This is a genomic window from Gordonia alkanivorans NBRC 16433 (assembly GCF_000225505.1).
GTDB classification, from domain to species: Bacteria; Actinomycetota; Actinomycetes; order Mycobacteriales; family Mycobacteriaceae; genus Gordonia; species Gordonia alkanivorans.
In genome coordinates this window covers 105,718-119,147 of the sequence record NZ_BACI01000097.1, presented here as the reverse complement: position 1 = coordinate 119,147, position 13,430 = coordinate 105,718, and the positions used below count along the sequence as shown (strand labels likewise).

17 protein-coding genes are annotated in these 13,430 nt (G+C 68.4%); 13 read left to right on the top strand and 4 right to left on the bottom strand.

All coding sequences use genetic code 11. From position 1 onward, the window contains the following. Nucleotides 1-11: 11 nt before the first annotated feature. Nucleotides 12-887 (top strand): tRNA pseudouridine(38-40) synthase TruA, encoded by an 876-nt coding sequence (truA, locus tag GOALK_RS17505; RefSeq protein ID WP_050918753.1) that lies wholly within the window; start codon nucleotides 12-14, stop codon nucleotides 885-887. Here truA and GOALK_RS17500 read toward each other — a convergent pair. The 3 genes from GOALK_RS17500 to GOALK_RS17490 form a co-directional block, all read right to left on the bottom strand. Further along, the gene (locus GOALK_RS17500; RefSeq protein ID WP_006360176.1) at nucleotides 884-1,501 is read right to left on the bottom strand and encodes a TM2 domain-containing protein; all 618 of its coding nucleotides are present in this window, start codon (nucleotides 1,499-1,501) and stop codon (nucleotides 884-886) included. The two genes, truA and GOALK_RS17500, sit on opposite strands and share 4 nt — an antisense overlap. Nucleotides 1,502-1,569: 68 nt before the next feature. Beyond that, complete coding sequence (locus GOALK_RS17495; RefSeq protein WP_006360175.1) at nucleotides 1,570-2,076, bottom strand: hypothetical protein; 507 nt, start codon at nucleotides 2,074-2,076, stop codon at nucleotides 1,570-1,572. Between the two features lie 48 nt (nucleotides 2,077-2,124). Then, nucleotides 2,125-3,195, bottom strand: a complete 1,071-nt coding sequence (locus GOALK_RS17490) for an alpha/beta fold hydrolase (RefSeq protein WP_006360174.1) — start codon at nucleotides 3,193-3,195, stop codon at nucleotides 2,125-2,127. A 192-nt stretch (nucleotides 3,196-3,387) separates the two neighbouring features. On the opposite strand from GOALK_RS17490, the gene GOALK_RS17485 reads away from it, so the two are divergent. After that, nucleotides 3,388-4,059 (top strand): DedA family protein, encoded by a 672-nt coding sequence (locus GOALK_RS17485; protein ID WP_006360173.1) that lies wholly within the window; start codon nucleotides 3,388-3,390, stop codon nucleotides 4,057-4,059. A gap of 9 nt (nucleotides 4,060-4,068) precedes the next feature. On the opposite strand, the gene GOALK_RS17480 is transcribed toward GOALK_RS17485, so the two are convergent. Next, nucleotides 4,069-5,559 carry a MinD/ParA family ATP-binding protein gene (locus GOALK_RS17480; RefSeq protein ID WP_006360172.1) on the bottom strand — a complete coding sequence of 497 codons (1,491 nt, stop codon included), beginning with the start codon at nucleotides 5,557-5,559 and terminating at the stop codon, nucleotides 4,069-4,071. 430 nt (nucleotides 5,560-5,989) lie between these two features. On the opposite strand from GOALK_RS17480, the gene GOALK_RS17475 reads away from it, so the two are divergent. The 11 genes from GOALK_RS17475 to GOALK_RS17425 all read left to right on the top strand — a co-directional run bounded on the left by GOALK_RS17475 (nucleotide 5,990) and on the right by GOALK_RS17425 (nucleotide 13,384). Next, entirely contained in the window at nucleotides 5,990-6,376 is a 387-nt protein-coding gene (locus GOALK_RS17475) for a hypothetical protein (RefSeq protein WP_006360171.1), read from the top strand. Nucleotides 6,377-6,384: 8 nt separating this feature from the next. Further along, nucleotides 6,385-6,699: a YbaB/EbfC family nucleoid-associated protein gene (locus GOALK_RS17470; RefSeq protein ID WP_006360170.1), complete on the top strand. Its 315-nt coding sequence runs from the start codon at nucleotides 6,385-6,387 to the stop codon at nucleotides 6,697-6,699. A 57-nt stretch (nucleotides 6,700-6,756) separates the two neighbouring features. Continuing rightward, the gene (locus GOALK_RS17465) at nucleotides 6,757-7,065 is read left to right on the top strand and encodes a type VII secretion target (protein WP_006360169.1); all 309 of its coding nucleotides are present in this window, start codon (nucleotides 6,757-6,759) and stop codon (nucleotides 7,063-7,065) included. Continuing rightward, complete coding sequence (locus GOALK_RS17460) at nucleotides 7,062-8,402, top strand: hypothetical protein (RefSeq protein WP_006360168.1); 1,341 nt, start codon at nucleotides 7,062-7,064, stop codon at nucleotides 8,400-8,402. The genes GOALK_RS17465 and GOALK_RS17460 overlap by 4 nt, the downstream gene beginning before the upstream one ends. Further along, nucleotides 8,399-8,710 (top strand): PE family protein, encoded by a 312-nt coding sequence (locus GOALK_RS17455; RefSeq protein ID WP_006360167.1) that lies wholly within the window; start codon nucleotides 8,399-8,401, stop codon nucleotides 8,708-8,710. The genes GOALK_RS17460 and GOALK_RS17455 overlap by 4 nt, the downstream gene beginning before the upstream one ends. Nucleotides 8,711-8,795: 85 nt before the next feature. Beyond that, nucleotides 8,796-9,860, top strand: coding sequence for a PPE domain-containing protein (locus GOALK_RS17450; RefSeq protein WP_006360166.1), 1,065 nt, complete (start codon nucleotides 8,796-8,798; stop codon nucleotides 9,858-9,860). After that, nucleotides 9,857-10,663: an ESX secretion-associated protein EspG gene (locus GOALK_RS17445; protein WP_006360165.1), complete on the top strand. Its 807-nt coding sequence runs from the start codon at nucleotides 9,857-9,859 to the stop codon at nucleotides 10,661-10,663. The genes GOALK_RS17450 and GOALK_RS17445 overlap by 4 nt, the downstream gene beginning before the upstream one ends. 118 nt (nucleotides 10,664-10,781) lie before the next feature. Then, on the top strand, nucleotides 10,782-11,096 hold the full coding sequence (locus GOALK_RS17440; protein ID WP_006360164.1) for a WXG100 family type VII secretion target: 315 nt from the start codon (nucleotides 10,782-10,784) through the stop codon (nucleotides 11,094-11,096). A 31-nt stretch (nucleotides 11,097-11,127) separates the two neighbouring features. Then, entirely contained in the window at nucleotides 11,128-11,424 is a 297-nt protein-coding gene (locus tag GOALK_RS17435) for a WXG100 family type VII secretion target (protein WP_006360163.1), read from the top strand. Nucleotides 11,425-11,627: 203 nt separating this feature from the next. Further along, a complete protein-coding gene (locus GOALK_RS17430; protein WP_006360162.1) occupies nucleotides 11,628-13,205 on the top strand; it encodes a sodium-dependent transporter in 1,578 nt (525 codons plus the stop codon). After that, nucleotides 13,205-13,384, top strand: a complete 180-nt coding sequence (locus GOALK_RS17425) for a methionine/alanine import family NSS transporter small subunit (RefSeq protein ID WP_006360161.1) — start codon at nucleotides 13,205-13,207, stop codon at nucleotides 13,382-13,384. Before GOALK_RS17430 ends, GOALK_RS17425 begins: the two co-directional genes overlap by 1 nt. The last annotated feature ends 46 nt before the right edge of the window (nucleotides 13,385-13,430 follow it).

The following is a 13,430-nucleotide window of genomic DNA, read 5'->3' as shown; positions in this document are numbered from 1 at the left end:
GTCGAGAACTGCTGACCGAACCCGTCGGCCCGGATTCCGGTGCCGGCGGGTTCTGTCGTCTGCGCTTCGACCTCGGCTACGACGGCACCGATTTCGCCGGGTGGGCACGGCAGATCGGGCAGCGCAGTGTATGCGAGGAACTCGAGACCAGGTTGTCGACGATCCTGCGGGTCCCGGTCCGGCTGACGGTGGCCGGGCGGACCGACGCCGGTGTGCACGCCACGGGGCAGGTCGCACACGCCGTCGTCCCGCGGTCGGCGTTGGAGACGCGGTCGATCGCCGGGGACCCGTCGACGCTGGTCGGTCGGCTGGCGAAGATGTGCCCGGACGACGTCCGGGTGAAAGAGGTCCGGGTGGTCCCGGACGCATTCGATGCGCGTTTTTCCGCGTTACGACGCCACTACCGCTATCGGCTCGACGACTCGCGATGGGGACCGGAACCCGTGGTGGCCCGCACGACCGCGACCTGGCGTCGCCCGCTCGACGTCGACGCGATGAACGCCGCGTCGACGGAACTCTTGGGGCTGAACGACTTCGCCGCCTTCTGTCGGCGGCGGGAGGGTGCGACGACGATCCGGGACCTGCAGCGCTTCTCGTGGACGCGTGACGCGGACGGCGTGCTCGTCGGTGAGGTCAGCGCGGATGCGTTCTGCTGGTCTATGGTGCGGTCGCTGGTGGGTGCCGTCGCCAGCGTCGGCGACGGCCGGCGGAGCGTCGACTGGTGCAGTGCGTTGCTCGCGGAGAAGGCGCGCAGTTCGCAGGTGCCGGTGGCCGAGGCCAGGGGACTGTGCCTGGTCGGCGTGGACTATCCCGCCGACGACGAACTCGCCGCCCGCAACACGGTGACCCGCGACGTGCGCGGAGCCACCGGTTGCTGCGGAGGCTAGTTACCGAGCTTGAGGCCGTTCTTGTCCCGGACACTTCCGGTCAGCATCATGATGCCGTCGACGAGGGCCCAGATCGCCACACCGAAGATCAGCACGAATCCGATCAGGAAGATCGCGGTGATGTAGCCGATGATCGTCAGGCCGAGCTGGATGCCGCCGATGGTGTTGTCGCCGATGTAGAAACGGCCGACACCGAGCGTGCCCAGGAAGATCTGAAGCAGACCCGCCACGAGCTTCGACTTGTCCGACAACGGTTCGCCGGTCGCGGGGTCGCGGCCGTACGGCGCGCTCGGATCCGGTGCTCCGGGATAGCCGTAGCCGGCCGGTGCACCGTACGGGGGTGCACCGTACTGCGGGGCGTCGTACTGGGGTGCGCCGTACTGCTGCCCGCCCCCGTACTGCGGCGGGGTGCCGTACTGCTGCTGGGCCTCGTATCCCTGCGGTGTCCCGTATCCCTGTGAGGCATTGTCGGGTGTCCCGGAGGGCGGCGGCGCGTATCCCGCGTTCGGGTCGGTGCCGTAGGTGGGGGTGCCCGGCTGGGAGGTGTCCGCGGGCGGGGGTTGTTTCACGAACGGGTCGTACGGCTTGTCGCCGGGGTTCTCCGGGCTGGTCATCGGTCGGTCCTCCTCGGTGGGTCCTGCGTGGTGTCGTCGGGTCGGTGTGGTCGTGTCGGGTCGTGCGGTCAGGCCATCGCGGCAAGGGTGCGGGCGTAGTTGACGCGACCCGAGACGTCACCCATGGTGACCGGCGAATACGCCGGGATGTTGGTGACGTGCAGGAAGCCGCCCGCGCCGCGCACGGTCACCTGGATGTATCCGGTGGTACTGCGTTCCTTCATCAGCAGGAACAGCAGGCTGAGAAAGCACACCATGAAGAAGCCCACGATGGCCAGTACCAGCCCCGTCTGTGACATCCGTTCGGTCGACACGGACATGTCGGTGACGATCCACTGCGTACCGGCGATGGGGCAGGTACCCGACGGCGTGATGACGAAGTTCTGGGTGCACGTGATGTCGCCGATGACGACGAGCGGCTGCTCGGGGACCGGTGCGCCGCCGTACTGATACGGTGCCGGATTCGCTTGTGGCGCACCGTACCCGGGCACGGCGAAACCGGGGCTCGAGTCGTACTCGGAAGGTTGGTGGCCGAACGGCGTCGTACCGTCCGGCCCGTCGCCCGGGTGGGTCATGGACTCATGGTTGCACAGACCTGTGACGGAGGACGGCGGTGCGCCGACTCAGGTCGCGTTGCGCTCGTCCTCGAAGGCCTCCATGACGATCTCGAGTGTGTCCTCGTCGTCGATGAAGTCCTGCGGATGCGCGCCCTCGGACAGCAGATGCCGCCAGTTCAGCGGATCGAACACGATGGGGTCGTGCCGCGACAGGAAGTCGATGACCACCCGGCAGAACCGTTCCGGGTCGTCGCGGAACGGGAAATGTCCTGCGCCTTCGAATGTTTCGAGTTCCGAGTGGGGGATCGCGGAGTGGGCGAGTTCGGCGTGGTGATAGGGGATGACGATGTCCTCGTCGCCCCAGATCAGCAGGACCGGGAGTCGTTCGGTGAGGTAACAGCGGTCGAGCATGGTGACCGACTGTCCGCGCCAGTCGACGACGGCCCGCAGGGTTCGCAGGAACGCCGCGTAGGCGGTTGGGTCGGCGAGATCGCCGAGGACGCGCATGAGGTCCTCATGGTCGGCGAGAAGGCGTTTGGGTGTGGCGGTCACCGGTGCGAACGGGAGCACCGGGGCGGCCGCGACGGCCTTGGCCGCGACTCGCAGTCCCGGCACGACGCCCGGAATCCGCAGCGCGGACAGGGCCTGGTGCACGACGGGCAGCGAGATGAGGCGCAGGGCAGGATTGACCTCCCGCGTCACCCCGCCGGCCGCGACGAGGACGAGACGCTCGACGAATCGCGGGAACTGGTAGCAGAACTGCATGGCCACGCCGCCGCCGAGGGAGTGACCGACGACGGTGACCTTGGTGTGGCCCAGGACGACCAGCAGATCGCGCATCCCGTTGGCGAACGCGGGGACGGAGTAGTCGGCGCGCGGCTTGTCGGAGCGGCCGTGGCCGAGGAGGTCCGGCGCGATGACCGTGTAGCGCTGCGCCAGGATCGGGATGACCTCGTCCCACGTCGACGAATTGTCGCCGATCCCGTGGATGAGCAGGAGCGCCGGACCGCTGCCGGCGATCCGGTAGGCGCGGCGGTAACCGTGGATCGTGTGATATTCGATGCGAACGTCGGTGTCCGAAACAGGACGCAGGGCCGGAGCCGGTGGCTTCGACGGACCGGGGGTCCTCGACGGCATTGTGGTTCCCCCTTCTTGCTCGAGGTGCGCTGCTTACGGTCGAGTAAACCCCACCTGCGTGGAGTTCGCGCGTCGGCGGTCGGGTGGGACGGATGACCCGACCGGCCGTCCCCGGCGACGCCACCGCGGCCCGCGGGGTCGTTCGGTCGGATCACCGCTCTCACCTGCGCGAACCGTTTACTGTGGGCCCTGATGAATCCGTTCGACGTCGAGTCCTTCGTGGCCACCGGTGGCCTGATCGGTTTGTGCGTCCTCGTCTTCGTCGAGACCGGGTTGCTGATCGGCGTGATCTTCCCCGGGGACTCGCTCCTGTTCACCGCGGGTGTGTTCGCCGCGCAGCCGGACCCGTTCGCGCCGGTCTGGCTGGTGGTCCCCTTGGTGGCGCTCGCGGCGATCGCCGGGGACCAGTGCGGCTACTTCATCGGTCGCCGCCTGGGACGCAGCGTCGTCGAGGGTCGGATGATGCAGCGCATCGGGCCGCAGTACGTGACGCGGACCAACGCCTTCTTCGACCGATTCGGGCCGTTGACGGTGTTCTTCGGCCGGTTCATCGGCATCGTCCGCACGCTGGTGCCCCTCACCGCGGGCTTCAGCGGGATGCCCTACCGCGCGTTCACGTTCTTCAGCGTCCTGGGCAGCTTCGCGTGGGCGGGCGGGATCATCGTGGCCGGGTACCTGCTCGGCAACGTGCCGATCATCCGCGACAACATCGAGATCCTGATCATCGCGTCGGTACTCACGGTGGTGGTGCCGATGTCCGTCCACGCCGCGCGACGCTGGCGGGCGACGAGACGCCGGCAGGGCGTCGTCGCCGCAATGGACGTGACACCGCCCGAGGATGAGGCGCCGCCGGAGGAGCGCTGATCCGGCGGTCTACCCGAGGTACGGCTCTTCCCGCGGCAGCGTGGTGCCCGAGAAGTCGTCGGCGATGGTGGCCGCGAGTTCGACGAACGACCGCTTGGCGGCCTTCGACATCAGTTCGAGGTCGACGTCGGCGCCCTCGGCGAGATGGTCGTCGAACGGGATCTTGTGGACCGCACGGCACCTGGTGAGGAAGTGCTGACCGAGTTGGTCGGTGTCGATGGTCGACGACCCCGGACGCGACGAACTCAGCACGACGACGGCCCGCGACACGAGGTGACCGAAGCCGTGGGCCTCGAGCCAGTCCAGGGTGGCGCCGGCACTGCGTGCGCCGTCGAGCGCCGGTGAGCTGACGAGGATGATCGTGTTCGCGAGGTCGAGGACACCGTTCATCGCCGAGTGGCTCAGACCGGTGCCGCAGTCGGTGATGATGATGTTGTAGAACCGCTGCAGGATGGTGACGACCCCGCGGTACTCGTCCTCGTTGAACGCCTCGGCCATCGCCGGATCGCGTTCGGAGGCAAGTACTTCCAGTCGGCTAGGGGCCTGCGACGTGTGGGCCCGGACATCGGAGTAGCGGTACACGTTCTGGTCGGCGAGCAGGTCGCGGACCGTCGAACGCGTCTGCTGCGGGATACGTTGCGCGAGCGTGCCGAGGTCGGGGTTGGCGTCGACGGCGATCACCCGGTCCCCGCGCAGGGAGGCGAAGGTCGAGCCGAGACCGACGGTGGTCGTGGTCTTTCCGACGCCGCCCTTCAGCGACAGCACCGCGATGCGGTAGTCGCCGCGCACGGGTCGGTTCACCCGTTCGAGCAGCTGCTGGTAGGCGATGTCGCCCTGCGACTCACCGGGATTGATGGCACCGGCCGACATGGTGTGGACGGCGCGCCGCCAGCCGCGACTCGGTGCGCGTCGGGCCTTGCGGATCAGTGCGACCTCGTCCAGCGACGGACCACCCAGTGGCGGACCGTAACCCGCGGGCGCCTGCTGGGCCGCATACGCGGGTGCGGGTCCGGGGCCCGGACCGAACTGTCCCGGCGGCATCTGGCCGTTCCCGACCGGCGGACCGGCGGGATGTGCGGGGCCGGGAGCCCCGGTCTGCGGGAACGGTGGCGGCTGGTGGGTCGCCGGCGGGGGTGTGTGGTCGAACGTGGGCATGGGTCCCGGCCCGAACGGCGGGCCGGCGGGCGGCGTGTGGAAGTCCCGTCCTCGAGGCGTGTCGGGGAAACGGGCGGGTTCCGGGGCCGGCGGCGTGTGGGCGCCGGCGGTTGCTTCCTCCGGTGGGCGCGGTGCATCGGGGCGCGGCGCCGGAACGGGATTCGGCGGCGCGATGCCGGGGGCCGGCGGGAAATCCGTCTCCCGGCCGTCGTTCGCGGGAGTCCGAGGCGCCGACGGTGGCTGCGGCCCCGGTGTCGGCTCCTGCGGAGGCGGCGCGAACTGCAGCCACGGGGGCGGTGCCGGTGCATCGGCGCCGTCGGGCGTCGTCGAGTTCTCGTACGTCATCGGGGAATCCTCTGGTCTTGCGGCCGGGCCGACCTGGCGAGCCGTGATCTGTGCGCGAGCATGATCACCGGCAGCATGCGAGGATCGATGAGGCATCGATCCTCGGTGCGATCTGCTTGCACTCTGACCGACTCCGGCAGCGTCGCCGAGAGTCTACCCAAGGGTATGAGAGGATTTCGGACGAGATCCACAGTTCATCTCACACTCTCGCTTCTACATACCGAATTCGGCGTGTGGTGGCGTTGATCGAGTTGTGGCAGGATCAGGCACTTGAACCCCAGGTGCGAGGCGGGGCGGCGCCGTGGTCGTGGCTGGTCGACGACCCGGTGAACCGGTATCTGGGGGAGGCGGTTTCATCGAACGGGAATTCGATGGAACCGGGAGGAACCCCGTCTGCGTCTAAATCGGCGTGAAGGGGGGTTCGGCTTCTATGAGCTACACCGAAGGGGCGGCAGCGCATTCCGAGGATGCGCGCGCCGGCGACGATCCGTGGGCCGTCGTCCACCAGTTCTCGCAAGCGCGTTCGCGTTCGGGCGGTATCGCCGTCCGGACGACGGCCCAAGGCCTGCCGGTGGCCGTGCGCATCGCCTCCACCGAACTCGACAAGCATCCGGAACTGTTGGCCGCCGACATCCTGCGCCTCTGCAAGCAGTCCGCGATGTCGGCCGGAATCCGGTTGCGCGAGAACCTGCTCGCGGCCGGGGTGGATCGCGATCTCGTCAACGAGATGAAGCTGCCGCAGCCCGAGGACCTGGCCGCGGCAGAAGAACGTGACGACGAGGAAGCCGACGCCATGACGTCGTGGTTGCGCCGATGAGTTGGGCGATGGACGAACTCGAGGCACGTGCCGCCCGTCAGCTGGACGGCCTGCGGTCCTTCCAGGAGAACCTCGAGGCGATCGCGGTGACGGTGACCTCGGCCGACGGCCTGGTGACGGTCGAGGTGGACGCCAAGGGTGCCCTGGTCGACCTCCGACTCGCACACGGCGCGAACGAACTGGGCGCCACCCGGCTCGGTGAGCAGATCGTGGCGACGTCGGCTCTTGCCGCACAACGGGTCTACGCGCGGGTGGCATCGGTGACCGAGGATTTCAACGAATCATTCGGCGACATGCTGGGCGCCCGTCCGGCGGGTGAATGACGTGAACCGGCCGACAGACGGTCGATCGACAGGACTTGCACTCACAAGGGGGTTGCGATGACGAACGTGAAAGTGACATCCGAGGCGCTCGAAGGCTTCGCGGCGACGAATGCGGCGATGGCTTCCGCAATCGGGACGGCCGGGTCGATCGACGCCGCCGCCAACACGGCCGCAATGGTCCCGGTCTTCGGCCTCATCGGGCAGGAGTTCCTCGCGTCGTTCATCTTCGCGCAGGCCAACCATCTGATGTCGGTCGGGCAGCTCGCCGCGGTACACGCCGCGACCGCCGCCTCCACCGTCGCGGGTCTCGCCGAGTACGAAGGCACCGATGCCGCGACCGCTGCGGCGATCCGTTCGGTGCTGTGACCCCGTTCCCTCCGTTGCCGGGCCCGTTGCCCGGCGTCCCGGATGTACCTGCGCTCAGTCACATGACCGTGCAGGAGATGATCGATGCCAGTCCGCTGGGACCGATTCTCGATCGCACGGTCGCGGATGTGCTCGGGGGCCTTGGGCTTCCCCCGCTGCCGGTACTGCCGCCGTTGCCGCCGATGCCCGGGCTGCCGCCGATGCAGCCGCCCGATCTCGACATGTTCATCAAGCCGATCACCGATCTGCTCGGTGGTTTCGGCAGTGGTGACCTGAGCGGCGCCGGCTTCGACCCGACGATCATCTTCGACAGCCTCACCAAGGTGCTCGAGACGTCGATGACGATGGGGCAGAGCGCACTCAAGCTCGCCGATCAGCTGTGGGCGGGTCAGGGTGCGGTCGGTGCGGCCACCAAGACCGCCGAGGCCGGAACCAACAGCACTGCCCTGGCCGCGCAGGGGTCCGGGATCTCGGTCGACACCAAGATGGCTGCCGCCATCGTCGCCAAGGGGCTGGCCGTGGTGCAGGGCATCGTCGCGGCGACGGTCGCCAAGATCTCGGCTCTGGTGCCGGTCATCATGAGCCCGGCGATCGCGGTCGGACTCAGCACCGCCGCCGTCGTCGCCGGGGCCGGGCTCGAGCTGGCCACCGCGGCGGTCGCCGTGACCCGGGCCGAACTGCTCGCCCCCACGACGGCCATGACCGCCAACGGTGCGCCGGTCGCGATCACCGGCGCACCGACCGCGGGTGCAGGGCAATCACCCTTCGCCCTGGCCGGCTCGGTCCTCGACGTGGTCTCCCCGGCGGTGTCGACGGCCACCGAACTGCCGTCCACGCTCATGCAGCCGATCAGCAAGATGCTCAGCGTCAATCCGGATTCGGCGATCGTCGCGCCCGCCGGGAGCCCGCTCACCAAGGCCAAGGGTGCCGGAGGCGGCGGCGGAGGTGGAGGCGGCGGTGGCGGCGGCGGAATCGCCGGCGTGATGACGCCGCTGAGCGCCTCCCGGCCGACGGTGCCGACCGGCTTCGGCGGCGGCGAACCCGCCCTGGGATCGTCGGCGGCCCCGCGTGTCTCGACCACGCCCGCGGCGATGCCGATGGGCGGCGCCCCGATGGGTGCGGCCGGCGCCGGTGCACGCGGGGCGGGCGCCTCCGAAGGCCAGCACAGCGTGCCGGACTACCTCGTGACCGAGGACAACGGGCGTGCGGTGGTCGGTGACGACCCCGAGGTCGCACCGGCGGTCATCGGCCACGAAGAGGCGGCCGAGGCCGATTCGGGTCCCGACATCGAACTACGGCTGGGCGTTCCCGGTCTGACACGAAACGAGGAAGCATGAGCAACGCACAACTTCGCGTCGAACCGGCCGAGTTGATCTCGGCTGCAGTCGATCTCGACAAGATCGCGGATCGGCTCGAGCTGGCGCTGAACGGTGCGGGGCCGAAGCTCACCGTCGACGCCCAGGGGCGCGACGAGGTGTCGACCGCAACCGCGGCCAGCTTTACGACGGTCGCCCGGGAGTTCGAAAAAGACACCGCCGGCGGCGTTCTCGAGCTCCGCAAGATCGCCGCGCTGCTACGGGCGCAGGCCTCCGGCTTCCTCGAAGGCGAGGCCGAGGCGGCCGCCGCCTTCAAGCTCCAGGTGTGATCCGACACAACTGACCGCTGCCGCCGCTGCGGCAGCCCGACTCGGACATCGCATCAGACGCGTCGCCCAGCAGAGGGGAGGGATCATGACCAGCACGACCAGAGCCGGCTTCACCGGCGTCAACTGGGACTCACGTACCAGTGAACAACTGGCCGCCGACCTCGGCGCCGGGCCGGGGCCCGCGCCCCTGGTGGAGGCGGGGGCCGCGTGGGCGTCACTCGCGACCGAGATCGGCGAAGCCGGGATCGAATACGCGGCGGTACTCGGACGGCTGGGCGTGCACTGGCAATCCGCGCACACCAGTGCAGCGTTCGAGAAACTGACGAAGCTCGCGCCGTGGTTCGCCGAGACCGCCACCGAGGCCGCCGAGAACGCCGTCCGTGCGGAGGCGCAGGCCGCGGCCACCACTGTCGCGCGCCTGAACATGCCCAACCTCGCCGAGGTCGAGATGGTGGAGAAGTTCCACGAGATCGCCACCACCGCAACGGCAGTCGCCCCCATCATCGCCGGGGCCGCGGCCGAGGCCGAACGCGTGATGACTCAACAACGAATGCGCGCCGCTCGCGTCATGCAGACGTACGAGAATGCGACGGAGCCCGTGGGCAAGCCGTGGCCGTCCTCCCGTCGGGCGCCCGACCTGGTGTCCGGAGAAGCCCTCGCATCGGAGGAGGCCGCCGCGGTCCGTGCCGCCGCCCCGCCCACGGTCACACCTCCGGTTACACCGGCCATGCCGCCGATGTTGGGTGCGATGCCCGGGGTGTATCCGCCGCCCGCCGAAAAGCTCCGGTATGCGCCGACTGTGGTGGCGAGTGCGGGATCCCCGTCCGCCACCCCTGTTTCGGCACCCACGAGTTCGACCACCACGCCGGGGCCCGGCGTGCCGCCACCGATGGCACCCGGGATGGCGGCGACCGGTGATCGCGGTGCCACGATCCGGAGTGTCGCCGTCGAATCCGAGGCGGCACCCACCGACGAAAGCCTGGCCCGCGCGTCGGACAGCCTCGACGCGCCGCTGACGTGGGCGGACATCGAGACCTCCGATCGTCCTGCGGCCTACTATGTCTCGGCGTCGGACGCCGAGTCTCCGAAGGTCGATCCGCGGTACCTCTCGGAGAAGCTGCTGCTCGGGAACCCGGGGGACCGCGCATGATGATGACGACCCACGACGCCCCCGTTGCGCTCGACGCGGCCGTGCTGCGCCGACTCGGCGATCGTTTCGGCGTGCAGACCTGGCCGGTCGTCCTCGACATGCCCGTCGGCGCCGCGGACGAGACCGCACAGCGTCTGGCCGACCGCGAGAGCGATGCCGCCATCGCCGCCCTCGACCTGGTGGACCACGACGAACCCGTGCCGTGGCTGGCCACCGTTCTCCGCGTTCTGTCGCGGCCCGAACGCGAGATCGAGATGCGCGGCTTCACCGAGACCGGCGTGCGACGGATTTGCCTGGCTCGCAGGGGTTATGAGCACGTTCTGGCCGAACGTGCGGGCGACCGGCTCGACCTGTCCGTCGTCGAGGTCGCCGACCTCGATGCCGTGGCCGACCTCCTGCGTTCCCGGTTCGACGACGCCGCCGCGTGCGAGTTCACGTCGTTCTCGGTTCCCACCGACGACCTGGTCGACGGTCTCGGACGCAGCGGATCGGCCACCGAGATCACCGACGCGTTGTACACGCTCGGCGCGCCGCTGTCCGATGCCGTCGTCATCTCCTCGGCATTCGCGTCCTGCCGGGTGCGCACCGAGATCGTCGCCTCTGCGAACGAGGACGGACGATTCTCCCAATCTTCTGGGGCCCTGGCCGTTTTCGACACCGCCCGGGGGCGGATCGTGTCGAGTCCCAGCAAGTCTCCGGACGGTCGGGTGTGGACCACCCTCTCGCCGGGTTCGGGTCATCGGATCGCGCAGGCCGTGCGCCTGCTGATCGAGACCCTCCCGGACGGGACGTGGTCGACGTGATCGGGGTCGGGGGATCTCGCGGTCCATACCTCCGCGGGAGACAACTGTCAGCGGTATCTGTGTCACGGATACCAACGGGGGCATCGCCAAACGGTGCCGTTACACAGGAGGAGAACTCATGCTGAATCTGCCGGGAGCAGGCGGCGCCGGAGTGAAGGTCGATGTCGCGGAGGGTCAGGCCACCGCAGCGGCGGTCGGCGGGATCGTCGCGGACATGAAGGAGACGATCGGGGTGATCCAGAAGCACGCTGCGAACACCACCCCGACGTGGCAGGGCAAGGCGGGTGCGGCTTTCGACGGCACGCACACCGACTGGAACAAGGAAGCCAACACGCTCAACCAGCTTCTCGATCAGATCAAGGCGCAGATGACCAACGGCTTCGCCGGTTACGAAGACCAGGACTCGGCTGCCGCCGGGCACTTCGGCGTCTGACCTTCCCACCCTCTCTTCGAAAGGCACTCTCATGACCATCAATTACGACTTCGCGGCCCTGGGCGACCTGAGCAGTGGGCTCGGCCGCGCCTTCCAGCAGCTCGACGACCAGAACACGCAGCTGAAGAACCAGGTCGCCGCGCTCGACGGCAACTGGAACTCGGCGCAGGCGAAGGCCGCCTACATCGAGGCCCAGGCGAACTTCGACCGTGCCTTCGCACAGTCGCGCGAGCGTCTCATGGCGCTGCAGAACGGCGTCACCAACGCCAGCCGCACCATGTCCGACACCGACTCCTCCATCGCGAGCGGCTTCCGATCGCTCGCCTGAGTGAGCTGAATCGACGGGGACTCCGCGGTCACACGCGGGGTCCCTGTCGTCGTCTGTCCGAATGACGCGGTGTCCGCCCGTGGGCGTTTCGACAGGCCGACCACAACCTCCGCGGGCGAGGGGATGAGTGCGATAGCGTCAGCACCTGACAGTCCCCGGGGCACCCGTGTCCCGCGGACTCAGCGTTCGATGAGGAGGTAGCAGTGACGTCTGCGAAAGCCGCTGGAGGAAACCGGGAGACCTTCACTCGGAACTCCGGATTCATCTTCGCCGCGATCGGTTCCGCGGTGGGGCTCGGCAACATCTGGCGCTTCCCGGGCGTCGCCTACGAGAGCGGCGGAGGGGCCTTTCTGATCCCGTACCTCGTCGCGCTGCTGACCGCGGGAATCCCGGTGCTGTTCCTCGACTATGCGGTCGGCCATCGCTTCCGCGGGACGGCGCCGCTGTCGTTCCGGCGGATCAAGAAACCGGTCGAGGCGCTCGGTTGGTTCCAGACCGGCCTGCTGTTCGTCATCAGCGTCTACTACGCGGCGGTCATCGCCTGGGCGCTCAGCTACTTCTTCTTCTCGTTCAACCAGAGCTGGGGCGATGATCCGGCCGCCTTCTTCACCGGCGAGTACCTGAAGGTCGGTGATCCGGGGGTCTCCACGACGATCGTCGGCGGAGTCGCGCTCCCGCTGATCGTGGTGTGGCTCGCGGTTCTCGCAGTGCTGCTGCTCGGTGTCGCGAACGGCATCGAGAAGGTCAACATCGTCTTCATCCCGCTGTTGTTCGTCGGGTTCGCCGGACTGGTGATCCGCGCGGTCACGCTGCCCGGTGCCGTCGACGGCCTCAACGCACTGTTCACCCCGCACTGGGAGGCGCTGAAAGACCTCGACGTGTGGATCGCGGCGTACAGCCAGATCTTCTTCTCGTTGTCGATCGCATTCGGCATCATGATCGCCTACGCGTCGTTCCAGCGGCGGAAGGCGAACATGACGAGCTCCGGGCTCGTCGTCGCGTTCGCCAACTCCTCCTTCGAGATCCTGGCCGGCATCGGAGTGTTCTCTGCGCTCGGATTCCTCGCCTACCAGCAGCAGGTCGCGGTGTCCGATCTGGAAGGGCTCACCGGTCCGATCCTGTCGTTCGTGACGTTCCCGGCCGTCATCTCCGAGATGCCCGGCGCGGCGTTCTTCGGCGCGCTGTTCTTCGGCTCGCTGGTGATCGCCGGCTTCACGTCGCTGATCTCGCTGATGATCGGTGTCTCCGCGGGCATCCAGGAGAAGTGGGGTCTCTCGCGCACCAAGGCCGCGGTCGGTGTGTCGGTGGTGTGCGGGCTCATCTCGATCGGGCTGTTCTCCACCACCTCGGGTCTCATCGCCCTCGACACCGTCGACATGTTCGCCAACAACGTCGGCGTGGTCTCCTCGGCCATCCTGATGACGATCATCCTGATCTGGGTGCTGCGGCGCGGCGACATGTTGCGCAACCACCTGAACGCGGTGTCGACGTTCAAGGTCGGCAGGATCTGGCTGGGACTCGTCGGCGTCGTCGCACCGATCTTCCTGACGATCATGCTCGTCCAGAAGGTGTGGTCGGTGATCGACGAGGGATATGAGGGATACCCGACCTGGTACATCAGCGTCTTCGGGTGGGGCACAATCGCTCTGGTGATCGTCGCGGCGGTCGGTCTGTCCCTGCCGTCGTGGAAGGGGCGCGACGATCCCGACTTCCTGCCGTGGCCGCCACTACCCGAAGGCGTTCGCGGAACCGACCACAAGGCCAGTAAGGAGACAGTCTGATGAGTGGGATCGCCATCGTCATGCTCCTCATCTCCATCGGAATCGTGTGGGGAGGGCTGGTCGCGAGCGTCATCTTCCTGAACCGTCACCCCGAGGTCGACGGTCTGCTCGAGGACCCCGATCTCGTCCGGGACGACGAGGAGCGCGCGGCGCAACCGCATCCGTTCCGCGACACCTGATCCGCAACCGCTCCACCTCTCGGCGCACGTCGCCCGCGATGCGAGC